Source organism: Polaromonas sp. P3_B1, assembly GCF_056402935.1.
On sequence record NZ_JBFUGK010000002.1, the window covers coordinates 32032 to 53483 of the forward strand.

25 protein-coding genes are annotated in these 21452 nt (G+C 65.2%); 18 read left to right on the forward strand and 7 right to left on the reverse strand.

The genetic code is table 11. The features are described 5' to 3' along the window. The first annotated feature begins 224 nt into the window (after positions 1 to 224). The gene (locus tag AC1DXS_RS01595; protein WP_477735837.1) at positions 225 to 1262 is read left to right on the forward strand and encodes a zinc-dependent alcohol dehydrogenase family protein; all 1038 of its coding nucleotides are present in this window, start codon (positions 225 to 227) and stop codon (positions 1260 to 1262) included. Positions 1263 to 1438: 176 nt separating this feature from the next. Further along, positions 1439 to 2035 (forward strand): DUF4142 domain-containing protein, encoded by a 597-nt coding sequence (locus tag AC1DXS_RS01600; protein ID WP_477735838.1) that lies wholly within the window; start codon positions 1439 to 1441, stop codon positions 2033 to 2035. 23 nt (positions 2036 to 2058) lie between these two features. On the opposite strand, the gene AC1DXS_RS01605 is transcribed toward AC1DXS_RS01600, so the two are convergent. Further along, positions 2059 to 3042, reverse strand: coding sequence for a LysR family transcriptional regulator (locus AC1DXS_RS01605; RefSeq protein ID WP_477735839.1), 984 nt, complete (start codon positions 3040 to 3042; stop codon positions 2059 to 2061). Between the two features lie 133 nt (positions 3043 to 3175). On the opposite strand from AC1DXS_RS01605, the gene AC1DXS_RS01610 reads away from it, so the two are divergent. Further along, positions 3176 to 4042 (forward strand): oxidoreductase, encoded by an 867-nt coding sequence (locus AC1DXS_RS01610; RefSeq protein ID WP_477735840.1) that lies wholly within the window; start codon positions 3176 to 3178, stop codon positions 4040 to 4042. 63 nt (positions 4043 to 4105) lie between these two features. On the opposite strand, the gene AC1DXS_RS01615 is transcribed toward AC1DXS_RS01610, so the two are convergent. After that, a complete protein-coding gene (locus AC1DXS_RS01615; protein WP_477735841.1) occupies positions 4106 to 5314 on the reverse strand; it encodes an MFS transporter in 1209 nt (402 codons plus the stop codon). Between the two features lie 120 nt (positions 5315 to 5434). Between AC1DXS_RS01615 and AC1DXS_RS01620 the strand changes: the two genes are divergently transcribed. Beyond that, entirely contained in the window at positions 5435 to 6382 is a 948-nt protein-coding gene (locus AC1DXS_RS01620; RefSeq protein ID WP_477735842.1) for a LysR family transcriptional regulator, read from the forward strand. 13 nt (positions 6383 to 6395) lie between these two features. Here AC1DXS_RS01620 and AC1DXS_RS01625 read toward each other — a convergent pair whose 3' ends face one another. Then, positions 6396 to 7292 (reverse strand): LysR substrate-binding domain-containing protein, encoded by an 897-nt coding sequence (locus AC1DXS_RS01625; protein ID WP_477735843.1) that lies wholly within the window; start codon positions 7290 to 7292, stop codon positions 6396 to 6398. Between the two features lie 79 nt (positions 7293 to 7371). Between AC1DXS_RS01625 and AC1DXS_RS01630 the strand changes: the two genes are divergently transcribed. From AC1DXS_RS01630 to AC1DXS_RS01640, 3 genes are all read left to right on the forward strand, one after another. Continuing rightward, positions 7372 to 8262, forward strand: a complete 891-nt coding sequence (locus AC1DXS_RS01630; protein WP_477735844.1) for an N-formylglutamate amidohydrolase — start codon at positions 7372 to 7374, stop codon at positions 8260 to 8262. After that, complete coding sequence (locus AC1DXS_RS01635) at positions 8259 to 9251, forward strand: Bug family tripartite tricarboxylate transporter substrate binding protein (protein WP_477735845.1); 993 nt, start codon at positions 8259 to 8261, stop codon at positions 9249 to 9251. Before AC1DXS_RS01630 ends, AC1DXS_RS01635 begins: the two co-directional genes overlap by 4 nt. Positions 9252 to 9454: 203 nt before the next feature. Then, complete coding sequence (locus tag AC1DXS_RS01640; protein WP_477735846.1) at positions 9455 to 10489, forward strand: porin; 1035 nt, start codon at positions 9455 to 9457, stop codon at positions 10487 to 10489. A gap of 20 nt (positions 10490 to 10509) precedes the next feature. Here the strand turns inward: AC1DXS_RS01640 and AC1DXS_RS01645 are convergent, their stop codons facing one another. Continuing rightward, positions 10510 to 11187 (reverse strand): TetR/AcrR family transcriptional regulator, encoded by a 678-nt coding sequence (locus AC1DXS_RS01645; protein WP_477735847.1) that lies wholly within the window; start codon positions 11185 to 11187, stop codon positions 10510 to 10512. Between the two features lie 145 nt (positions 11188 to 11332). On the opposite strand from AC1DXS_RS01645, the gene AC1DXS_RS01650 reads away from it, so the two are divergent. The 7 genes from AC1DXS_RS01650 (at position 11333) to AC1DXS_RS01680 (ending at position 14755) form a co-directional block, all read left to right on the forward strand. Next, the gene (locus tag AC1DXS_RS01650; RefSeq protein WP_477735848.1) at positions 11333 to 11806 is read left to right on the forward strand and encodes a VOC family protein; all 474 of its coding nucleotides are present in this window, start codon (positions 11333 to 11335) and stop codon (positions 11804 to 11806) included. Between the two features lie 64 nt (positions 11807 to 11870). Beyond that, positions 11871 to 12275, forward strand: coding sequence for a VOC family protein (locus tag AC1DXS_RS01655; RefSeq protein ID WP_477735989.1), 405 nt, complete (start codon positions 11871 to 11873; stop codon positions 12273 to 12275). A 46-nt stretch (positions 12276 to 12321) separates the two neighbouring features. Further along, positions 12322 to 12753: a VOC family protein gene (locus AC1DXS_RS01660; RefSeq protein ID WP_477735849.1), complete on the forward strand. Its 432-nt coding sequence runs from the start codon at positions 12322 to 12324 to the stop codon at positions 12751 to 12753. A gap of 11 nt (positions 12754 to 12764) precedes the next feature. Continuing rightward, positions 12765 to 13112 (forward strand): YciI family protein, encoded by a 348-nt coding sequence (locus AC1DXS_RS01665; RefSeq protein ID WP_477735850.1) that lies wholly within the window; start codon positions 12765 to 12767, stop codon positions 13110 to 13112. A 24-nt stretch (positions 13113 to 13136) separates the two neighbouring features. After that, a complete protein-coding gene (locus tag AC1DXS_RS01670) occupies positions 13137 to 13757 on the forward strand; it encodes a glutathione S-transferase family protein (RefSeq protein WP_477735851.1) in 621 nt (206 codons plus the stop codon). Positions 13758 to 13936: 179 nt separating this feature from the next. After that, complete coding sequence (locus AC1DXS_RS01675; protein ID WP_477735852.1) at positions 13937 to 14380, forward strand: C40 family peptidase; 444 nt, start codon at positions 13937 to 13939, stop codon at positions 14378 to 14380. 189 nt (positions 14381 to 14569) lie between these two features. Next, entirely contained in the window at positions 14570 to 14755 is a 186-nt protein-coding gene (locus tag AC1DXS_RS01680) for a hypothetical protein (RefSeq protein ID WP_477735853.1), read from the forward strand. A 76-nt stretch (positions 14756 to 14831) separates the two neighbouring features. Here AC1DXS_RS01680 and AC1DXS_RS01685 read toward each other — a convergent pair whose 3' ends face one another. Continuing rightward, positions 14832 to 15182 (reverse strand): collagen-like protein, encoded by a 351-nt coding sequence (locus AC1DXS_RS01685; protein ID WP_477715875.1) that lies wholly within the window; start codon positions 15180 to 15182, stop codon positions 14832 to 14834. Positions 15183 to 15609: 427 nt separating this feature from the next. On the opposite strand from AC1DXS_RS01685, the gene AC1DXS_RS01690 reads away from it, so the two are divergent. The 4 genes from AC1DXS_RS01690 to AC1DXS_RS01705 all read left to right on the forward strand — a co-directional run bounded on the left by AC1DXS_RS01690 (position 15610) and on the right by AC1DXS_RS01705 (position 18990). Beyond that, positions 15610 to 16566 carry an ABC transporter ATP-binding protein gene (locus AC1DXS_RS01690; protein ID WP_477735854.1) on the forward strand — a complete coding sequence of 319 codons (957 nt, stop codon included), beginning with the start codon at positions 15610 to 15612 and terminating at the stop codon, positions 16564 to 16566. After that, positions 16563 to 17324, forward strand: a complete 762-nt coding sequence (locus AC1DXS_RS01695) for an ABC transporter permease (protein ID WP_477735855.1) — start codon at positions 16563 to 16565, stop codon at positions 17322 to 17324. Before AC1DXS_RS01690 ends, AC1DXS_RS01695 begins: the two co-directional genes overlap by 4 nt. A gap of 95 nt (positions 17325 to 17419) precedes the next feature. Beyond that, positions 17420 to 18526: a pirin family protein gene (locus tag AC1DXS_RS01700; protein ID WP_477735856.1), complete on the forward strand. Its 1107-nt coding sequence runs from the start codon at positions 17420 to 17422 to the stop codon at positions 18524 to 18526. Positions 18527 to 18528: 2 nt separating this feature from the next. Continuing rightward, on the forward strand, positions 18529 to 18990 hold the full coding sequence (locus tag AC1DXS_RS01705; RefSeq protein ID WP_477735857.1) for a hypothetical protein: 462 nt from the start codon (positions 18529 to 18531) through the stop codon (positions 18988 to 18990). A gap of 45 nt (positions 18991 to 19035) precedes the next feature. Here AC1DXS_RS01705 and AC1DXS_RS01710 read toward each other — a convergent pair whose 3' ends face one another. Then, the gene (locus AC1DXS_RS01710; protein ID WP_477735858.1) at positions 19036 to 20286 is read right to left on the reverse strand and encodes an adenylate/guanylate cyclase domain-containing protein; all 1251 of its coding nucleotides are present in this window, start codon (positions 20284 to 20286) and stop codon (positions 19036 to 19038) included. Positions 20287 to 20449: 163 nt separating this feature from the next. Next, positions 20450 to 21448 (reverse strand): type I glyceraldehyde-3-phosphate dehydrogenase, encoded by a 999-nt coding sequence (gene gap / locus AC1DXS_RS01715; protein ID WP_477735859.1) that lies wholly within the window; start codon positions 21446 to 21448, stop codon positions 20450 to 20452. Positions 21449 to 21452 lie beyond the last annotated feature (4 nt).

The following is a 21452-nucleotide window of genomic DNA, read 5'->3' on the forward strand; positions in this document are numbered from 1 at the left end:
GTTGAAAAAAACACAGCGGCTGTGGAGCCAATCTAGTCCGCACGCGCCGCCGCGCGCGTCAGCCTGGGGCTGAGATGTCTGTAGGAAGGCCCTGGCCCCAACCCGGTTCTGTGCGCCAGCGAACAGACCCGCGCGCCGAATGCGCGCCTGCTGAGGGTCACGGCATGCGCCATCGTGGAGTCCTGCGAATTCGCATGGCGGCAACCCAGGGGAACACCAAAAAAATGAAAGCACTTGTTTACGGCGGGCCGGGCCTCAAGGCCCTTGAAGACCGCCCCAAGCCGGAGGTCCAGGCGCCCGGCGACGCGGTCGTGAAGATCACGAAAACCACGATTTGCGGCACCGACCTGCACATCCTCAAGGGCGACGTTTCCACTTGCGCGCCGGGACGCATCCTGGGGCACGAGGGCGTGGGCGTGGTCGATTCGGTGGGCGCGGGCGTGACGGCCTTTCGCCCCGGCGACCGGGTGCTGATTTCCTGCATCTCGTCCTGCGGCAAGTGCGAGTACTGCCGCCTCAGCATGTATTCGCACTGCAGCACGGGCGGCTGGATCCTGGGCAACCAGATCGACGGCACGCAGGCCGAGTACGTGCGCACGCCGCATGCCGATACCAGCCTGTACCCGATTCCGGCCGGCGCGGACGAGGAGGCGCTGGTGATGCTCAGCGACATCCTGCCCACGGGTTTTGAATGCGGCGTGCTCAACGGCAAGGTGGTGCCGGGCTCCGCGATCGCGATTGTGGGCTCGGGGCCCATAGGGCTGGCAGCGCTGCTGACGGCGCAGTTCTACACGCCGGCGCGCATCATCATGGTAGACGTGGACGAGCACCGGCTGGCCGTGGCCAGGCGCTTTGGCGCCAGCGACACGGTGAACAGCCAGAACGGCGATGCGGCCCGGCAGATCATGGTGCTGACGCACGGGCGCGGCGTGGACACGGCGATCGAGGCGGTGGGGATTCCCGCGACTTTTGAACTCTGCGAGGACATCGTGGCCGCGGGCGGCACGATTGCCAACGTGGGCGTGCACGGCAGCAAGGTGGACCTGCACCTGGAAAGGCTGTGGTCGCACAACGTGACCATCACCACGGGGCTGGTCGACACCATGTCCATCCCCATGCTGCTCAAGACCGTGCAGTCCAAGGGCATCGATGCCGGGCTACTGATCACCCACCGCTTCAAGCTCGATGAGATTCTGAAGGCCTACGACACCTTCAGCCAGGCCGCCGACACCAAGGCGCTGAAGGTAATCATCGAGGCGTGACTCGAAGCGCGATGCCCCGTCCGGTGAGTGGATTCCTACACGCGGCGCCGGAAATGCCCGGCGCAGGGCGTGTGCCGAAGGGGTGATGCTGGGACTTCGGCGGCAGCGCGTGCGACGCGCGCGTGTCGCACTTTCAAACCTTTTCAAACCTTCTCAAACCCTGCAAGGAGTCTTCCATGCTGTTCAAAACACAACCCACACTTCGCAGCTGCGGCCTGGCGCTGGCAAGTGCCGCGGCCCTGGCGCTGCTGGCCGCGCCCGCCGTCCAGGCGCAAAGCGGCACACCCGCCCCCGCCACCACCCAGTCCGAGGGCGATTCCAAGATGGACCGCAGCGACCGCAAGATGCTGCAGGACCTGGCGCAAGGCAATATGGCCRAAGTCGATGCCGGCAAGATGGCGCTGGAGAAAGCGCAGAACGCCGAAGTGAAAAAATTTGCGCAGCACATGGTCGACGAACACGGCTCGGCCCTGGCCGATGTGCAGGCCCTGGCCCGGGCCAAGAACGTCACGCTGCCGGACGGCGCGGGCGCCATGGCCAAGACCAAGGCCACCGCGCTCAAAGCCTTGTCGGGCAATCTGTTCGACAAGGAATACGCCAAGCGCGCGGGCGTGGGCGACCATGAAAGCACCCTGAAGCTGCTGCAGAAAATCCAGAAGGACGGCAAGGACAGCGACCTCAAGGCCCTGGCCGGCAAGATGCTGCCGACGGTGGAACACCACCTGGAGATGGCTAAGGAAGTGGTGGCCGCCACCGCCGCCACCAAGTCCTGATGCCAGGTCCTGACACGTGGGCCTCAGGCCTCTGAGGATTTCCTGCCGCGCCGGCCTTTCGCTTTTGCACTGGCCGGAACGAGCTCATGCGGCTCCAGGAAAAACGCGGTGTTGCCCACCAGCCGCTCGACCGCCAGGTCAATAAAGGCGCGCGCCCGCGCCGGCTGCGCGTTGCGGCTGCCGTAATACACATGCAGGCCCAGGTGTTCGGTGACGTGCTGCGTGAGCAGCGGCACCAGCAGGCCGGCGCGCACCAGCGGCGCGGCGGTCGCGCCTATCAGCTGGCCTATGGCCTGGCCGGCGACGACGGCGCGGGCTTCGAGGTCCACGTCGTTGCTAAGGAAGGAGGTCGCGACGCTGCGGGCCACCACTTCTTCACCGACCTTGAACTCCCAGGGCATGGTCTTGCCGGTGCCCGCGTGGTGAAAGCCGGTGCAGCGGTGGTGGGCCAGGTCTTCAATGGTCTGGGGCGCGCCGTTCCGTGCGATGTAGGCCGGTGAGGCGCAGACGACGAGCTGCAGCGGCAGGATGCGCCGCGAGATGATGCCGCCCTCGGGCGGCGAGCCGGCGCGAAAGCCGACGTCGACGCGGTCTTCGACCCAGTTGCCTATGCGGTCGTCCATCTGGATGTCGGGCTCGATCTGCGGATGGCGGCGGCAATATTCCTCGAGCACCGGCCACAGCACCTCCAGCATGATGGAGCGCGGCGCGGCAATGCGCAGCGGCCCGGCGATCTCCTCGCGGCCGCGGCGTGCGCCGTGCAGGGCGCGCTGCAGGGTGGACAACCCGGGCTGCGCGGCCTGCAAGAACTGCTGGCCTTCTTCGGTCAGGCTCAAGCTGCGGGTGGTGCGGTGAAACAGGCGCACGCCCAGGTGGCGCTCCAGCTGCACCAGCGCCTGGCTGGCGGCCTGCGGCGTGATGGCCTGGGCCGCGGCGGCCTGGCGCAGGCTGCCGAGTTCGGCCGCCTTGACGAAGGTGGCGATGGCGCGCAATTCGTTCAGTGCCACGGTGCTTCTCCTGGGGCTGGGGCGTGATTATCACGATTTGCTTGATTATGAACTCATCGAATGACAGCTATTCAACACCTAATGGAAATCCTACATTGCCCTCCTCAACAACTTTTTTTCAAGGGGCAAGACCATGAATGCAAAGACCGATTTCAAACGCGTGTGGATGATCACCGGCGCGGCGCGCGGCATAGGCGCGCGCATCACCGAAGCGGCGCTGGCACGCGGCGAGGCGGTGGTGGCGACGTCGCGCGATGCGGCTTCGCTGCAAAAGCGCTTTCCCGAAAGCGAGGCGCTGCTGGCGCTGCCGCTGGACGTGACCGACGAAGCCCAGGCGGCGGCCGCGGTGCAGGCCGCGCTGGCGCGCTTTGGCCGCATCGACGTGCTGGTCAACAACGCGGGCTACGGCCTGCTGGGCGCGGTGGAAGAAGCCACGGCGGACGAGGTGCGGCGCCTGTATGACACCAATGTGTTCGGCCTGCTGAACGTGACGCGCGCCGTGCTGCCGGCCATGCGCGCGCGCCGCAGCGGCCACGTCATCAACATCTCCTCGCTGGGCGGCTACCAGTCGGGCCCCGGTTTTGGCGTGTACTGCTCGACCAAGTTTGCGGTCGAAGGCCTGAGCGAAGCGCTGCACGGCGAGCTTGCGCCGCTGGGCATCCATGTGACGGTGGTGGAGCCGGGGTATTTCCGCACCGACTTCCTGGACAGCAATTCGCTGGCGGTGTCGCCGCGCATCCTGGACGACTACGCCGCCAGCGCCGGCCAGGTGCGCGCGGCCGCCACGCGCATCAACCACAACCAGCCCGGCGACCCGCTGCGGCTGGCGCAGGCCATGCTGGCGCTGGTGGATGCAAGTGCCCCGCCGCTGCGCCTGCCCCTGGGCACCGACACGCTGCAAACGATTGCGGACAAGCATGCGTTTGTGGACAAGGAGCTGAAGGACTGGCGGGCGCTGGCCGCTTCGACGGATTTCCCCCAGGAAGCGCTGGCGGCCTGAGCTGCGGTGTGCAAATAAAAAGGGCCTCGCGTGAGGCCCTTTTTTTTTGGAGTGCGACGGTGATCAAGCCGGGCAAGGCGCGAGTTTTTTCACGGGCCACATCCGCACTACCAAGGCTGCTACACCGGACACCGCAGCCATCACGCACACGCCCTGCCAGCCGGCCCGCGCCAGCACCACACTGCCCAGCCAGGCGCCGCTGGCCATGCCGCTGAACATGCCGATAAACAGCACGGCATTGAGGCGGCTGCGCGCGGCGGGCTCTATGCTGTAGATGATGGTCTGGTGCGCGATCAGCGTGGCTTGCGCGCCCAGGTCGAACACCACGGCGCCCAATGCGATCAGCCAGAGCTGGTCGGGGCCGGCAGCCATAGCGACAAAGGCCGCGGCCACCAGCGCCGCGCCCAGCCGGGTCACGACTTCGGGGCCTTTGCTGTCGGCAAGGCGGCCGGCCAGCGGCGCGGCCAGTGCACCGGCAGCGCCCGCCAGGCCGAAGGCGCCGGCCGCGCCGCTGCCGAGGTTGAAGGGCGCGGCATGCAGCATGATGGCCAGGGTGGACCAGAAGGCGCTGAAGCCGATGCTGATCAGCCCCTGGGCAAGGGCCGCGCGACGCAGCGCGCCATGGCGCTTCCACAGCGTGGCCAGCGAGCCCAGCAGCGCCAGGTAGGGCAGCTGGGTGGTGGGCTCAAAGCGCGGCAGGCGCCGCCACACGGCCACGCCCAGCAGCGCGATGCTGACGGCCGCGGCCACAAACATGCTGCGCCAGCCGAGCTGCTCGGCCACGACGCCGGCCACCACGCGCGACAGCAGGATGCCCAGCAGCAGGCCGGTCATCACCGTGCCCACGGTTTTGCCACGCTGGGCTTCGGGCGCGAGCGTGGCGGCGGCCGGCACGATGTCCTGCGCCAGCGTGGCCGCCAGGCCGATCGCGAGGCTGGCCAGCGCGAGCACCGTCACCGAAGGCGCGGCGGCGGCCAGCAGCAAGGCCAGCACCAGGGCCACGGACTTGCCCAGAATGATGCGGCGGCGGTCATAACGATCGCCCAACGGCGCAAGCAGGCCAATGCCCAGCGCGTAACCGAGCGTGGTCAAGGTGGGCACCAGGCCGATGGCGGCGGGCGTGGATTTGAATTCGGCAAGCAGCAGGGCCAGCATGGGCTGGCTGTAGTACAGCGAAGCCGCGGCCAGGCCGGCGCCGGTGGCGAGCAGGAGGATCAGCGAAAGCGGCAGTGCCGGCGCGGTGTGGTCATGCGTATAAAGAGTGGAAGTCATGGCAAGAATCCAGGTTTGAGGCAGAGCGCGAGTATGCGGGCCGAGTTTTGCGCTGTGAAGACGGCTATTGGGCACAATGGTCATACGTCAAACGCATGTAAGAACGCAGAACGGATACCCATGAAAACCGCGCCGGACCGGATTGAACTGATGCAGACCTTTGTGCGCATCGTGGAGGCGGGCAGCCTGTCGGCCGCCGCCGCGCAGATGAATGCCACCCAGCCCACGGTGAGCCGGCGCCTGCAGGCGCTGGAGCGATCCCTGGGGCTCAAGCTGCTGCAGCGCTCCACCCATGCGATGAAGCTGACCGAGGACGGCGAGCGCTGCTTCAGCCGCGCCAAGGAATTGCTGGGCAACTGGGACGCCTTTGAGGCCGACCTGCGCGGCACCCAGGAAGTGCCGGAAGGCACGCTGCGCGTGGTCGTGCCGCATGCACTGGGCCAGCAGCAACTGGTGGGGCCGGTGGTCGATTATTTGCGGCGCCACGAACGCGTGACGGTGGAATGGCTGCTGCATGACGGCACGCCGGACTTCATCACCCAGGGCATAGACTGCGCGGTGCATGTGGGCGCGGTGGAAGACCCTTCGCTGGTGGCCGTGAAGATCGCCGAGATCCGTCGCATCGTGGTGGCCGCGCCTTCGCTGCTGCAGGGCAGGCCGCCGCCGCTGCAGCCGGCGGAATTGCAGGCCCTGCCCTGGCTGGCGCTGCAGACCTTTTACCGTAACGAGGTCACGCTGACGCGGCGCCATGCCGGCCGGGACAGCGAGGAGTACCGCTTCGCGATACGGCCGCGCCTGGGCACGGACAGCCTGTTTGCGCTGCGCAACGCCACACTGCTGGGCCTGGGCGCGAGCATTGCCTCAAGCTGGCTGGTGGGCGATGACGTGGCCGAGGGCCGGCTGCTGCACCTGGCGCCGCAGTGGTGCGCCGCGCCGCTGCCGGTCTGGCTGATCTATCCCTATTCGAGTTTTTACCCGGCCAAGCTGCGGCGCTTTGTGGAGTCGCTGCGCGAGGGGCTGCCTACGGGCATGGGCCTGCCTTCACGCCCGGAGCCGGACGGCACCTGAGCAGGCACTTGGCTCAGGCCGCGTCGCTGGCCTGCTCTTGCAGCCACGCGGCGAACGCGTCCACCGCGCGATTGGTGTTGGCGGTGGCCGAGCGCTGGCACAGGTAGTAGCTGCGGCCCGTGGCGACGCGGGTGTCAAAAGGCAGGACCAGTTGGCCGCTGCGCAACTCGCTTTCGATGAGGCAGGGCTGGATGACGATGGCGCCCATGCCGGCGGTAGCCGCGACGATCAGGTTGTTGCCCAGGTCAAAGCCGGGGCCCAGCGCGGGCAGGGGTTTTTTCACGCCCGCGGCTTCCATCCAGACGGCCCAGTTGGCCGGATAATTGATGTGATGGAGCAGGGGGCGTGTGGCGAGGTCCTCGGGGCGCTTGATGTTGCGCGCCAGCGCGGGTGTGCAGGCCGGCGTGATCTCCCTGCCCAGCAGGTAACGCCCCTGGATGCCGCGCGGCCACTTTTTGCCGGGCAGCTTGAGCGCGATCCACAGGTCCACATCGTCACGCGTGAAGTCTTCATCAAAGCGGAACTGGCGCAGTTCCACTTCAATGCCCGGGTTCAGGGACTGAAAGCCGGCCAGCCTGGGAACCAGCCAGCGCGTCCCCAAAGTCGGCAGGACGCTGACCCTGACCTTGCGCTGCGAAGGGGCGCCGCCGAACTGCGTGACCGCCGACTCCAGCCCGGCCACATGCACCTCCACCAGCTTCTGGAATTCGCGCCCGCGGGCCGTGGGCACGACGCCGGTCGCTTGCCGGTCGAACAGGCTGCAGCCCAGCCTTTGCTCCAGCCGCAGGATGGCCTGGCTGACGGCACCCTGGGTCACCGAAAGGACCTCGGCAGCCTGGCGAAAGCTGCCGAGCTGGCAGACCCCGAGAAAGGCGTGCAATTCGGCCAGCGAGGGCGACTTGAATTTCATGGGTGCAATTAGATCATCTAATCACTCTCTTTGAAATTGTCGTTTGCCCCCCGGCGGCCTCGGCGGCACACTGCGGCCCATGAGCAACACCGCACCCGTCCAAGTCTTACGCCCCACCGGCGATCCCATCGCGCTCGTGTGCGATTCCCCGCACAGCGGCACCTACTATCCGCAGGACTTCGACTTCGCGATCGAGCTGCAGCAGCTGCGGCAATGCGAGGACACGCTGATCGAGCAGCTGTGGAGCGATGCGCCGCTGGTGGGCGCGACGCTGGTGCACGCGACCTTTCCGCGCAGCTACATCGACACCAACCGCGCGGAGGACGACATCGACCTGGCGATGCTGGACGGCGAATGGAGCGGGCCGGTTTCACCGTCGGACCGCTGCGTGAGGTTGGGCAATGGCCTGGTGTTCAGCAAGACGCCGGCTCTGGAGGCGATCTACAACCGCAAGCTCCACGCCCACGAAGTTGCGCAGCGCATTGAGAGCTGCTGGCGGCCCTACCGCCGCGCGCTGGCGGACGCGCTGGCCGGCGCCGGCACACGGCAGGGCGGATGGTGGCACCTGAACCTTCATTCCATGCCCAGCAATGCCTATGCACGCCTGGGGCTTCCGGACAAACCCCTGGCCGACGTCGTGCTGGGCAACTTGCATGGCGCGAGCTGCGGCGCGCCTTTCATGGATTTTGTGGGCGAGGCCTTCAGGCGGCACGGCTACACGGTGGCGCTGAACGACCCTTATGCCGGCCAGGACCTGGTGCGCACTTTCGGGCGGCCCGCGCTCGGGCGGCACAGCCTGCAGATCGAGATCAACAGGGGCCTTTACCTCAACGAAAAAACACGCGAGCCCAAGCGGCAGTTTCCTGAACTCAGGAAGCGCATTCACCTGGTGCTGCAGGACATCGCGAACTACATCAGGGAAGAAACCCTTCAGGCCGAACGCAAGGCCAAGCTCAAGGACACAGCATGACATTCATCCGCAACCGCAGGCAGGTTCTCGGCATGGCGGCCGGCGCCGTCGGCACGATAGCCTGCCCGGCATTCAGCCAGGCGCGCGCCTGGCCCAACCGCCCCATCACACTGATCGTGCCTTTCCCGCCCGGCGGCGCGGTGGACATTTCGGCGCGCGCCATCTCCGACAAGCTCGGCAGGCTGCTGGGCCAGCCGGTGGTGATCGACAACAAGGCCGGTGCGGGCGGCGCCATAGGCACAGGCATTGGCGCGAAGGCCGCGCCCGACGGCTACACGCTGGTCGTCACCTCGCAGTCGACCCATGTGGTCAACCCCGCGGTGTCAAGCAGCCTGCCGTATGACGCGGTCAACGATTTCGCTTACATCACGCTGATCGACAGGCTGCCCAATGTGCTGGTCGCCAGCGCCAAGCTGCCCGTCAAGAACTTCGCCGAGTTTGTGCGCTATGCCAAAGCCAATCCGGGCAAGCTGAACTACGCATCGTCGGGCAACGGCTCAGTCGCGCATCTGAGCATGGAGCTTCTCAAGGCCAAGCTGGGCCTGTTCATCACGCACATTCCTTACCGGGGTTCCGGCCCCGCGCTGACGGATCTGCTGTCGGGGCAGGTGCAGCTGACCTGGAACAACCTGTCGTCCAACCTCGGCATGCTGCAGAACGGAAGCCTGCGCGCGCTGGCCGTCGCCGCGCCGCTGCGCGTGCCGCAGCTGCCGGACGTTCCGACTTTTGAGGAGCTCAAGCTGCCCGACCTGAACCTCACCTCATGGACGGGGCTGGCGGCACCGGCCAAGACGCCGGAGCCCATCATCCAGACGCTGTATGACGCGATGCGCAGCATTCTTCGCGACAAGGACACGCAGGAAATCTGGCGCAAGCGCGGCGCCATGCTTCCCGAGAATGTGCGGCCCGCCGAGTACCGGCAGGAAGTCATCCAGCGCATCCAGTTCTTCAAGAACGTGGCGCAGGCCAACAAGATTGTTCTGGACTAGGGCCTGTTAACAAGCCTTGCGCATGAATCTCCACCACCCTGGCGTCACGCCGCAGCCGGACGGCTGAGGCCCGCGCTTTTCCCCCTGAATTTGCAGCCCCGCTGAAGACGAAATCTTCCGCGGCCGGGGCAAACTTTGCCCGCGAAAACCCAAGCGGCGGCGATGAATCTCCGCCATCGATAAAAACTTTTGAGGAGTGAGGGATGAAATTCAAGATGATCTGCCTGGCTGCGGTAGCCGCCGGCGCAATAACACCCGTGGCCGCACTGGCACAAAGCACGGTGACGATTTACGGACGAATGGATACGAGCTTTGAGAACTCCAAGACCGGCTCCGTTTCGCAAACGCTGATCACGGGCAATGCGTCCCGGCTCGGCTTCAAGGGGGTTGAAGACCTGGGCGGCGGGCTCAAAACCCTCTTCGGGCTGGAGATGGGAATTTCTTCCGACACCGGGGCGTCGAGCACGCCGATGTACCGCAACTCTTATGTGGGAATCGGCGGCGACTTCGGCGTCGTCAACATCGGCCGTATCGACTCCGCCGCGCCCAGCCGCACGCCGATCTACGCAATCTTGAGCCGGAACATCGAATACGTCATCCACGATGCGGGCGCCACCGCCATCGGCACCTCCATCTTCAATGCGCGCACACGGGTGTCGAACGCCATWGGCTATGCCAGTCCGGTSATCGGCAATTTTGTGTTCCGCGCCGGCCATTACCTCAACGGTGAAGGCYTGGCGGAAACTCCCGCGGGCCCGATTCGCTTTGAGGGCGAYTACAAGCAGACCGATGTCTCGGTCAGCTACGGCGARGGCGGCGGMCCGCTGGGCCTGGGCTTTGGCTACGGCACCGACAGCAAGCGCGGCGGCGCGCTGCTCAATGACTTCAGGAACAAGTGGATGCTGGTCGGCTCCTATGACTTCGGCGAGGTTCGTGCCTGGGCGGTCTACAACCGCGACAACTTCGCGGGCGGCCCACTGTCACGCAGCAAGGTCGATGCGCAGATGATCGGGGCTTCGTGGGACCTGACGCCCACCAGCAAGGTCATGGCCAACTACATCCGCAAGGACGTGCAGAGCGATCCGGCTGCCAAGCTCAAACGCTTCCAGGCGGGCTACTCCTACAAGATGAGCAACCGCACCTCGCTCTACGCTTTTTATGACCGCCAGGACCCGAACAACCGCGTGGCCAACGACGTGATCCGGGTCTACGGCGTGGGCATCCAGCACAACTTCTGAGTCCGGGCCCCCCGGGAGTCTCACAAGGCCTGCTTCTCGCACAGGCCTTTCTCCACCATATCAATCAGCCGCTGCCCGACCTGTTGCATCTGCGGGCCCAGGATGGGACCCAGCGGGCCGTCGATGACCAGCATGGCCAGGCCGTGCACCGCCGACCAGGCCAGGAACTCGGCGCCGGGGCGGCGTTCGGGTGACATCGCGCCCGCATCCACCAGTTTGTCGATGGCGGAACCCAGCAGCTCGAAAGGGTCCAGGCCGCTTTGGCCCTTGCGTTCGCTGTCGCCCGGCGTGCCCTGGCCTCTTTTCGTGAGGTCGTCGGAAGGGCCGAAGGCCGTGCGGAACAGGCCGCTCTCGGCCTGCGCAAAACGCAGATAGCCGGTGCCGACCGCACGCAGGTTGTCGCGGGCAAATTCAGCCGGCGGCAGATCCGGCGGCACGGCCGCCAGCTCGGCCTCCATGGCGCGGGCCACCGCCGCCAGCGCGACGGAGCGCACCGCGTAAAGCAAAGCCTGGCGATTCTCGAAATGGCGATAGGCCGCGTTGGGCGCAACACCCGCCCGGCGCGTGGCCTCGCGCAACACCACGGCCTCGGGCCCGCCCGTGCGCGCCAGCTCGACACCGGCTTCCAGCAAGGCGCGCCGCAAGTCCCCGTGGCGGTAGGTGCTGCGGGGTGGCGGTATCTGGGGCGCGCTCGACATGGCTTGTTACTTATTTATGTGGACAGCGTTCATTATCTTTGCTATTCTTTTGTGGACGGTGTACACAATACTGCTGATTGGGCCACCGCGCAAGACCCCGAATTTCGAATTTCCCCTTTGAAAACGCCTTACAAGGAACCGGAACATGCAAAAAATCACCCCCTTCCTGTGGTTCAACGACCAGGCCGAGGAGGCCATGAACTTTTATGTCTCCATCTTCAAGAACTCGAAGATCACCATGCTCAGGCGCTACGGCAAGGAAGGCCCCGGGCCCGAAGGTTCGGTCATGACCGGCAGCTTCGAGCTCGAAGGCCAGCAGTTCATGGCGCTCAACGGCGGCCCGCATTTCAGCTTCACACCCGCGATTTCGCTGTTCGTGGACTGCAAGACGCAGGCGGAAGTGGACGAACTCTGGGACAAGCTGTCGGCCGGCGGCGCGCCCAACCAGTGCGGCTGGGTACAAGACAAATTCGGCCTGTCCTGGCAGATCATCCCGACTGTCCTCGGCGACATGCTGGGCGACAAAAACCCGGCCAAGGCCGGCGCCGCCATGGGCGCCATGCTCAAGATGCGCAAGATCAATATCAAGGACCTCAAGGAAGCCTACGACAGGGCCTAAGGAATCCCCACGCCGTTTACCCAACCCGTTATTCATCGAAGGAGAGATCCCCGTGAGCACCAAGATGTTTGTGAACCTGGCCGTGAAAGACCTGGACAGGTCTGTCAAATTTTTCACCGCGCTGGGCTTCAGGTTCAACCCGCAATTCACCGACAAGAACGCCACCTGCATGATCGTGAGCGAGGAAAATTTTGTGATGCTGCTGGTCGAGGACTATTTCAAGACCTTCACACCCAAGCCGGTGGTCGACGCGCGCAAGAGCACCGAGGTGCTGATCTGCCTTTCGGCGGACAGCCGCGAAGAGATCGACGAGATGGTCAGGAAAGCCGTGGCCGGTGGCGCGACCACACCCAGCAAGGCGCAGGACCACGGTTTTATGTACCAGCACGGCTTCGAAGACCTGGACGGCCACATCTGGGAGCTGGTTCACATGAACGTTGAAGCCCACGCCGCGCAAAAGAACGCCTGAAACCCCAAACCCCACCAACCCCTGTCAACCCACCAAGGAGCCCACCATGCTTGTCCAGTCCTACCTGTTTTTCAACGGCCGCTGCGAAGAGGCCATCAACTTTTACCGCAAGGCGCTGGGCGCCGAAGTGAAGATGCTGATGCGCTTCAAGGAAAACCCCGAACCCATGACCGAGGGCTGCGGCCCTGGCGGCGCCGCCATCCCGGGCGACAACGTCATGCACGCCTGCTTCAGGATAGGCGAGAGCGAAGTGATGGCCTCCGACGGCATGGGCACCGGCCAGCCGGAGTTCAAGGGCTTTTCGCTGTCGCTGACCGCGGCCAGCGACGCCGAAGCCAACCGCCTCTTCAATGCGCTGGCCGACGGCGGCAAAGTGGAAATGCCCATCATGAAAACCTTTTACGCCTCGTCCTTCGGCATGGTGGTCGACCGCTTCGGCGTGTCGTGGATGGTGATCAAGCCCCTGCCCATGCCCTGAGGCGGTGGCACATGCAGTTTCTCTTGATCATCTGCCATGACGCGGCCTTCGCGCCCACGCCGGCGCTGGTGGCCGAGATAGGCGCCTGGGTCCATGACATGCAGGGCCGCGGCATCCTCCAGCACGGCAACCCGCTGCGCCCGCCCGGCGACGCGATGACGGTGCGGGTGCGCGGCGGCAAACGCAAGGTGAGCAGCGGCCCCTTCACCGACAGCGCGGAAAAAATGGCGGCCTACGGGCTGATTGAATGCGCCGGCATGCAGGAGGCGATCGACATCGCGGCCGGCCACCCCATGGCCCGCGCCGCAACCATAGAAGTCAGGCCGGTGTGGTCCGACCTGCCGCGCATGGCCGCGTAAAACTCACAGCATGGAAAGAAGCCCATGAAGCTTTATTACTCGGACACGCTGAACCCGCGAAAAGCCTGCGCCGTCGCCAGGCACCTGGAGCTGCCCGTGGAGTTCATCCACGTTACATTGGAAAAAGGCGAACACCGCACGCCGGAATTCCGTGCGATGAACCCCAACGCCAAGGTGCCGGTGCTGGTCGACGGCGAGCTGGTGCTGTGGGAATCGAACGCCATCATGTGCCACCTGGCCGAAAAAGCCGGCTCGGATTTGTGGCCGCGGGACGAACGCCGCATCGAGGTGCTGCGTTGGCTGATGTGGGACGCGACCGAGTTCGCACCGGCCGCGAGCACTTTCTACTTCGAGCACATCATCAAGCCGCGCTTTCTTCGGAGCCAGGCCGACCCGGCCGAGATTGCGAGGGTGACGCCGGACTTCGAGCGCTACGCCGCGGTTCTGGAATCGCACCTGCAAGGGCGCGACTACCTTGTCGGCCATGCCTTGACGGTGGCGGACTTCGCGGTGGCCATCACGCTGCCCTATGCCGGGAAGACGGGCATGCCACTGGACGGCTTCCCGAATATCCGGCGCTGGCATGAGCGGCTGCAGCAACTGCCGGCCTGGCGCGAGCCTTTCCCGCAATCGGCGGCCGCCTGAAGGTTTGTGAGCCGCGTGAAAACAACAGGGCAAGCCACCGGGCAATGCGGCCGCACGGCCCGGTTGCCCTTGCACATCCCGGCTGACACAATGCAGCGATGCCCCATGCCGCGCGCGCACCTCGACCTCAAACAATTCCCCAAGCGGTCTTTGCCGTCCTGTTTGCACTGGCCACCCTCATGGCACTCGGCGGCTGCGGCAGCTTGCCATCAGCGCCTTCTTCCGCATCTACGGCACCGCCACGCCTGTCTGTGGAGGAGGCGAACGACGTCACGCTCTATGCCATCAGCCTGGTGGGCACGCCTTACCGCTATGGCGGCAACACGCCGGAGTCCGGCTTTGACTGCAGCGGTTTGATAGGCCACGTCTACCGTTCGCGCGCCCACATCGCGTCGCCGCGCACCGTGGCCGCGCTGGTGAACTGGGGCCAACCCGTGCCTGCGGACTCGGCGCGTACCGGCGACCTGGTGGTGTTTGTGCAGGCAGGCGTGGCCAGCCACGCCGGCATCTACGTCGGTGAGAACCGCTTTGTGCATGCGCCTTCCACCGGGGGCGTGGTGCGGCTGGATTCGCTGCGCGCTGCATACTGGGCCCGGCAGTCGTTTTCGTTTCGGCGGCCCTGATCCTCGTGCCCTGCAGGACGGGGCCGAGGCGAGCGCTTCGAACCGGCACGGACAAAGACGTCGATCTGAACTTTCGGCAAGCGTCGGTCCAGGGGATTTCAGGAAAGCCCTGGTCCCTGCATTTTTCTCTGCTCTCTATAGAGTCATTTGTGCCTCTTCTGGTGCCACATCTTCTCATCAGGATGCCGCGTGCAAGCCAACTCCATTATTTCCATCCAGCAGCTCAGCAAAACCTACGCCTCGGGTTTTCATGCGGGCAAGACCGGGCTGCCGCTGCAGGCCTTTCCGGAAATCCGGCGCTGGCATGCGCAGCTCAACGAACTGCCGGCCTGGCGCGAGCCTTTTCCCGCATTGCGGGCAACTGCGGCCGCGTGATCCACCGCGGAATCAATAAAGGCCAGCGAACGCTTGCGCATGCGCCGGCCTGTGCAGCCTACGAGCTGTTGGCGACTTAACGGGCCGGTGCGGGAACGATCACGACCGTGTCACCAGTCTGGCCGGTCTGGCCAGTCCTTCCGGTATTGCCGGTGGCACCGGTTGCGCCCGTGGCACCCGTGGCGCCTTCATAGCCGGTGGAGCCGGTTGCACCTGTCGCGCCGGTGGCGCCGGTCGGGCCGGGAATGCCCACGCCCGCGCCCGTGGCGCCTTTGGCGCCATCGGTGCCGGAGGCGCCGGTGGCGCCAGCAGGGCCGGCGGGGCCGGGAACCGTGACAACGGCGGCAGGCGGCGCGACAACCGTGCGTTCACAGGCGCTCAGGGCCAGCGTGCCGGCAAGTGCGGCTAAAAGCAGGGGGTATTTCATAAGAGGTCCTTGGTGAGAAATTCGCACGGATAGCGTGCGCCAACAGTTCGTTCCCAGGGCCTGTCAACAGGACCTGACCGTAAACTGTTTTTTTTACGGACCATGTGCATGAAACCGATATCGGTCATAACGCTTTGCCGGAACACAAACATCCGGAAACCGCGCAGCGGTCGCCGTATGCCTGGCTGCCTTGAAAGAATCATTTCCGATGCAGACAACAGGATGAATGTCCAAGTTACCCATGGACGGCCATGCATGCTGTAGGACGGGCCCACGACAGCCTGTCCCGAATCAGCGGCAGCGCGCCCTCACAAACGGCCGCGCCGCGCTGAAAACCCTTGGCGGGCATTTTTTACCCGCGCTCTATAGAATGATCCGGGTCTCTTCTGGCACCGGTCTTCCGGTGCCACTTTCACCAGGATGCCGCGTGCAAGCCAATCCCATTATTTCCATCCAGCAACTCAGCAAAACCTATGCTTCGGGTTTTCATGCGCTCAAGTCCGTGAACCTGGACATCCGGCGCGGCGAAATTCTCGCGCTGCTGGGCCCCAACGGCGCGGGCAAGACCACCTTGATCAGCATCGTCTGCGGCATCGTCAGGCCCAGTTCGGGCACGGTGACCGCCGACGGGCACGACATCGTGCGCGACTACCGGGCCGCACGCGCCAAGATAGGCCTGGTGCCGCAGGAGCTTTCGACCGACGCGTTTGAAACCGTGTGGTCCACCGTGAGCTTCAGCCGGGGCCTCTACGGCAAGCCGCCGAACCCGGCGTATATCGAGAAGGTGCTGCGCGACCTTTCCCTGTGGGACAAGAAGGACAGCAAGATCATGTCGCTGTCGGGCGGCATGAAGCGCCGCGTGCTGATCGCCAAGGCGCTGTCGCACGAGCCCACCATCCTGTTCCTCGATGAACCCAGCGCCGGCGTGGACGTGGAGCTGCGCAAGGGCATGTGGCAAATGGTGCGCGAGCTGCAGAGCAGCGGCGTGACCATCATCCTGACCACGCACTACATCGAGGAGGCCGAAGAGATGGCCGACCGCATCGGCGTGATCAACAAGGGCGAGCTGATTCTGGTCGAAGACAAAACGGTGCTGATGCGCAAGCTCGGCAAGAAGCAGTTGAGCCTGCAGCTGCAAACGCCGCTGCAAAGCATTCCGGCCGCGCTGGCGGGGCTGCCGCTGGAGCTGTCCGGCGAGGGCCACACCCTGGTCTACACCTTCGACTCGCAAACCGAGGAAACCGGCATCGCGGCGTTGCTCAAACGGCTGGCCGAGCTCGGCATCGACTTCAAGGACCTGCATTCGAGCGAGAGTTCGCTCGAGGACATCTTCGTGAGCCTGGTGCATGCAGACAAACCCGCCGCACACAAGGAGGCCGCATGAACTGGCACGCCATCCGCGCGATCTACCGCTTTGAAATGGCGCGCACCTTCCGCACGCTGATGCAGTCCATCGCCTCGCCGGTGATCTCCACCTCGCTCTACTTCGTGGTGTTCGGGGCGGCCATCGGCTCGCGCATGGGCGACATCGAGGGCATACGCTACGGCGCCTTCATCATCCCCGGCCTGGTCATGCTGTCGCTGCTCAACGAGAGCATCTCCAATGCGGCCTTCGGCATCTACATGCCGAAATGGTCGGGCACGATTTACGAGCTGCTGTCGGCGCCGGTGTCGTCCATGGAGGTGGTGATGGGTTATGTGGGCGCGGCGGCGAGCAAGTCCGTCATGCTGGGCCTGCTGATCCTGGCCACGGCGCGCCTCTTCGTGCCGTATGAAATTGCCCACCCCTTCTGGATGCTGTGCTTCCTGCTGCTGACCGCGCTGACCTTCAGCCTGTTCGGTTTCATCATCGGGCTGTGGGCCGACAATTTCCAGAAGCTGCAGGTGGTGCCGATGATGGTGGTGACGCCGCTGACCTTTTTAGGCGGCGCGTTTTATGCCATCAACATGCTGCCGCCGCTGTGGCAAAAGATCGCCCTCTTCAATCCGGTGGTCTACCTGATCAGCGGCTTTCGCTGGAGCTTTTACGGCGTGGCCGATGTCAATGTGGGTGTCAGCGTGGCGGCTATCCTGGGCTTTCTGGCACTGTGCCTGAGCCTGGTGTGGTGGATCTTCCGCACCGGCTGGAAACTCAAAGCCTGAGAAGCCTGGGAGGGCGGGCCGGTGCCGGCGCTTGAAGGGCAGGCGGCCGGCCTCATATGCATTCTTTGAACGTCCCACGCCAGAAAGGCCTTGTCATGCCTGCCGACATCACCGCCACTTCCGCAGCAAATTCCGCCCATCCCGTCCTTGCGGTCCAGCCGCTCGGCTTCCCGTGGGCGACGCTCGATCCTTTCCTCTTTTGCGTCTACCACGACGACGCCTACCCCAAGGCCAACGGGCAGATGGGCCCGGACGCCTCGCTCGCAGGACGCAACATCGGCCAGGACTTCGCACGCAAGGACGGCTGGAACATGTACCACGGCAGCACGGTGCCGGGCTTTCCGGCGCACCCGCACCGCGGCTTTGAAACGGTGACCATTGTGCGCAAGGGCCTGGTCGACCACTCCGATTCGCTGGGCGCAACCGCGCGCTTCGGCCGCGGCGACGTGCAGTGGCTCACCGCAGGCCAGGGCGTGGTGCATTCCGAAATGTTCCCCCTGCTGGACGCGGCCAACCCCAATCCGCTGGAGCTGTTCCAGATCTGGCTCAACCTGCCGGCGGCCGGCAAGATGGCGGCGCCGCACTTCACCATGTTCTGGTCAAAAGACATCCCTCGCAAGGCGGTGGCCGACGCAGAAGGCCGCATCACCGAAGTCGCCATCGTTGCGGGACGCATGGGCGGCACCGAAACCGCCCCGCTCGCACCGCCGCCCGACTCCTGGGCCGCGCAAGCCGATGCCGACGTGGCCATCTGGACGATCCGCATGGCGCCCGGTGCGCGCTGGACCTTGCCCGCTGCCGCGGGCCAGGGCACGCAGCGCCAGCTCTATTTCTTCAAGGGCGCTTCGGTCACGGTGGCGGGGCAGGCCGTCGGCAGCCATGCGGCGATCACGTTGCGAGCGGGCGAGGCCGTGGCGCTGGCCAACAGCGGCAGCGACGAAGCCGAGTTCCTGATGCTGCAGGGCAAACCGATTGGCGAGCCGGTGGTGCAGTACGGCCCCTTCGTGATGAACACCCAGGCCGAGATCGCGCAAACCCTGGCCGACTACCAGCGCACGCAATTCGGCGGCTGGTCTTTCACGGACGATGCGCCGGTGCACGGCCGTGAGCCGGCGCGCTTTGCGCGCTACCCGGGCGGGCGCGAAGAGCGGCCGTCCGAAGCAGCAAGCGCGGGCACGCGCGCCCCTGCACAGGAGCCATGACGATGAGCACAGAGACATCCACCGAGGCCGTGAAACAGGCGTTGGACGGGCTGGCCGCGGCATTTTTTGAAGCCGTGTCTTTTGAACCCGGCGGCAGGCCGCCTTACGCCCGGATCCACGGGCTGTTCATCGCCGACGGGTTGCTGATCAAGAACACGGCGTCCACACCCGAGATATCCAGCGTCGCGGAATTCATCGCACCGCGCCAGGCGCTGGTGGACAGCGGTGCGCTCACGCGCTTCAGGGAATGGGAACTGTCGGAAACCACGCAAGTGTTCGGCAATATCGCGCACCGCTACAGCGCCTACGGCAAAGCCGGGACGCAGAACGGCCAGCCCTTCGAAGCCCGCGGCGTGATCTCCACGCAGTTCATCAAGACGCCTGAAGGCTGGAAGATGAGCGCCATGGCCTGGGACGATGAGCGGCCCGGTCTGGCCTTGCCGGCCGAACTGCTGGGACGCTAGGCCGCGCACCTGGCAGCCCCAGGCGGGCGCCGGGTGGGGGTCGCTTCAAGCCGCAAGGATTCGGGCGGACTCGTACGGCCCCGCCTTCGGGCCCGCCTCAAGCGCCGGCCCCAGCAACCAGTAGGTGGCCATGCGGCCCCTGCCCTTGATCTCTATGGGCTCACGCGCGGCAAAATCAAAATGCTGCCGCGTCTGCAGGTACACCGCCTCGCTGACGTGGACGGCGCCCGGCTCGCCGCTGGCCTCCATGCGGCTGGCCACGTTGACGGTGTCGCCCCAGACGTCGTAGAGAAAGCGCTTGACGCCAATCACCCCGGCCACCGTGGGCCCCGCGTGCATGCCCATGCGCATGGCCAGCTCCGTGCCGTTGGCGGCGTTGTAGCGCCGCAGGGCCTCGCCCATCTCCAGCGCCAACCGGCCCAGGCTGTCGAGCCGGTGGTGCGCCACCACCATGTAGGCATCGCCTATGGTCTTGATTTTTTCGAGCGCGTACTTTTCCACCAGACCGTCAAAGGCCGAGAAGATCTGGTTGAGCACCAGAACCAGCGCGTCCGGCGGCAAGGCGCGTGAGAACGTGGTGAAGCCGGCGATGTCGGCGAACAGCACGCCCATGTTGTCGAATTTCACGGCGTTGACCTTGTCGTCGCGCTTGAGCTCATCGGCGATGGAGGCCGGCAGCACGTTGTACAGCACCTTGTCGGCGCGCGCGCATTCGCTCTCGGCGCGCTGCGTTTCGGCATACAGCTCGGTGTTGCGCGCCAGCATGAGCTTGTCGAGCGCCATGCACAGCACCAGGACGCAAAACGGATTGACCGATGCGGCGAGAAGCTCCAGGCCCGTGAGCCCGCGCAAGGCGGCGGCCAGGCCCAGCACGCCAAAGCTCAGCAGGTACATGGGCTTGCGCACCGGGCTGGGCGTGCACATGACGGCCGCGACAAAGGTCGCGCCTGCGGCATAGATGGACAGGTCGCCCCACAGTGCGCCGTGGACCGCGCCTACCCAGGTGGCCAGCACCATGGCCCCGGCGCAGGCGGCGTTAAGCGCCGCTTCGCTGCTGCCGAGCCGCGGAAAGAACCGGTTGGCCAGGACCACGGCGATGAAAAACAGCTCGGCCGTGATCTGCCAGGCCAGCAGGCCCACGAAGCCAGGCGGCCAGTGCTGCCGCGCGATGTTGAAGTAAGGCGCATCGGCGGCGAGCGCCGCCGGCGGCAAAAGCCAGGCCACCGCCTTGCTGTAATACACGCCCTGTGCCCAGCTTTTCTGGACGAGCCACTCCCGCAACGGCTGCTGCGCCATGATCAATCCTCCCTTGCGCCGCGCGGCATGGGCGCGGCATGCGGGGGACCATACGGGCTGACCAGCCGTGGCTCAATGGACATTGACCGCTTGCGGTCTTTTGATGTGCGAAGCCGAAAAAAAAGCGCCCGAAGGCGCTTTTTTGGGCGGAGGCGGCCGCGAATTATTTCGAAACCACGCGCACCATTTCCAGGCACTTGTTGGAGTAGCCCCATTCGTTGTCGTACCAGGCCACGACCTTGACGAAGGTACCGTCCAGCGCGATGCTGGCGTCGGCGTCAAACACGCTGGTGCAGGTCTCGCCGCGGAAGTCGGTGGCGACCACCTTGTCTTCGGTGTAACCCAGGATGCCTTTGAGCGCGCCTTCGCTCTGCGCTTTCATCTCGGCGCAGATTTCCTTCAGCGTGGCTTCCTTGTTAAGTTCGCAGGTCAGGTCGACCACCGACACATCAGAGGTCGGCACGCGGAAGGACATGCCGGTCAGCTTCTTGTTGAGCTCGGGAATCACCACGCCCACGGCCTTGGCCGCGCCGGTGGAGGAGGGGATGATGTTTTCCAGGATGCCGCGGCCGCCGCGCCAGTCCTTGTTGCTGGGGCCGTCCACGGTTTTCTGCGTGGCGGTGGCCGCGTGCACCGTGGTCATCAGGCCGCGCTTGATGCCCCACTTGTCGTTGAGCACCTTGGCGACGGGTGCCAGGCAGTTGGTGGTGCAGCTGGCGTTGGAGATGATGGCCTCGCCCTTGTAGGTCTTGTCGTTGACGCCGAAAACGAACATCGGGGTGTCGTCTTTCGACGGCGCCGAGAAGATGACCTTCTTCGCGCCGGCGGCCAGGTGCTTCTCGCCGGAGGCTTTGTCCAGGAAGAGGCCGGTGGATTCGAGCACCACGGTGGCGCCGATGTCGCCCCACTTGAGGTTGGCGGGGTCGCGTTCCTGCGTCAGGCGGATCTTCTTGCCGTTGACGATGAGGGTGTTGCCGTCGACGGACACGTCGCCTTCAAAGCGGCCGTGCACCGAGTCGTACTTCAGCATGTAGGCCAGGTAGTCGGGCTCGAGCAGGTCGTTGATGCCGACGATTTCGATGTCGCCAAAGCTCTTGATCGCCGAGCGGAACACGTTGCGGCCGATCCGGCCAAAACCATTGATACCAAGTTTGATCGTCATTCTC

Coding starts and splice junctions, on each gene's coding strand:
- AC1DXS_RS01675 (WP_477735852.1), top strand. CDS start 13,937: ATGGCACTCGGCGGCTGCGGCAGCTTGCCATCAGCGCCTTCTTCCGCA.
- AC1DXS_RS01595 (WP_477735837.1), top strand. CDS start 225: ATGAAAGCACTTGTTTACGGCGGGCCGGGCCTCAAGGCCCTTGAAGAC.
- AC1DXS_RS01625 (WP_477735843.1), bottom strand. CDS start 7,292: ATGAAATTCAAGTCGCCCTCGCTGGCCGAATTGCACGCCTTTCTCGGG.
- AC1DXS_RS01670 (WP_477735851.1), top strand. CDS start 13,137: ATGAAGCTTTATTACTCGGACACGCTGAACCCGCGAAAAGCCTGCGCC.
- AC1DXS_RS01705 (WP_477735857.1), top strand. CDS start 18,529: ATGAGCACAGAGACATCCACCGAGGCCGTGAAACAGGCGTTGGACGGG.
- AC1DXS_RS01610 (WP_477735840.1), top strand. CDS start 3,176: ATGAATGCAAAGACCGATTTCAAACGCGTGTGGATGATCACCGGCGCG.
- AC1DXS_RS01660 (WP_477735849.1), top strand. CDS start 12,322: ATGCTTGTCCAGTCCTACCTGTTTTTCAACGGCCGCTGCGAAGAGGCC.
- AC1DXS_RS01710 (WP_477735858.1), bottom strand. CDS start 20,286: ATGGCGCAGCAGCCGTTGCGGGAGTGGCTCGTCCAGAAAAGCTGGGCA.
- AC1DXS_RS01615 (WP_477735841.1), bottom strand. CDS start 5,314: ATGACTTCCACTCTTTATACGCATGACCACACCGCGCCGGCACTGCCG.
- AC1DXS_RS01685 (WP_477715875.1), bottom strand. CDS start 15,182: ATGAAATACCCCCTGCTTTTAGCCGCACTTGCCGGCACGCTGGCCCTG.
- AC1DXS_RS01645 (WP_477735847.1), bottom strand. CDS start 11,187: ATGTCGAGCGCGCCCCAGATACCGCCACCCCGCAGCACCTACCGCCAC.
- AC1DXS_RS01620 (WP_477735842.1), top strand. CDS start 5,435: ATGAAAACCGCGCCGGACCGGATTGAACTGATGCAGACCTTTGTGCGC.
- AC1DXS_RS01635 (WP_477735845.1), top strand. CDS start 8,259: ATGACATTCATCCGCAACCGCAGGCAGGTTCTCGGCATGGCGGCCGGC.
- AC1DXS_RS01630 (WP_477735844.1), top strand. CDS start 7,372: ATGAGCAACACCGCACCCGTCCAAGTCTTACGCCCCACCGGCGATCCC.
- AC1DXS_RS01695 (WP_477735855.1), top strand. CDS start 16,563: ATGAACTGGCACGCCATCCGCGCGATCTACCGCTTTGAAATGGCGCGC.
- AC1DXS_RS01650 (WP_477735848.1), top strand. CDS start 11,333: ATGCAAAAAATCACCCCCTTCCTGTGGTTCAACGACCAGGCCGAGGAG.
- AC1DXS_RS01700 (WP_477735856.1), top strand. CDS start 17,420: ATGCCTGCCGACATCACCGCCACTTCCGCAGCAAATTCCGCCCATCCC.
- gap (WP_477735859.1), bottom strand. CDS start 21,448: ATGACGATCAAACTTGGTATCAATGGTTTTGGCCGGATCGGCCGCAAC.
- AC1DXS_RS01665 (WP_477735850.1), top strand. CDS start 12,765: ATGCAGTTTCTCTTGATCATCTGCCATGACGCGGCCTTCGCGCCCACG.
- AC1DXS_RS01655 (WP_477735989.1), top strand. CDS start 11,871: ATGTTTGTGAACCTGGCCGTGAAAGACCTGGACAGGTCTGTCAAATTT.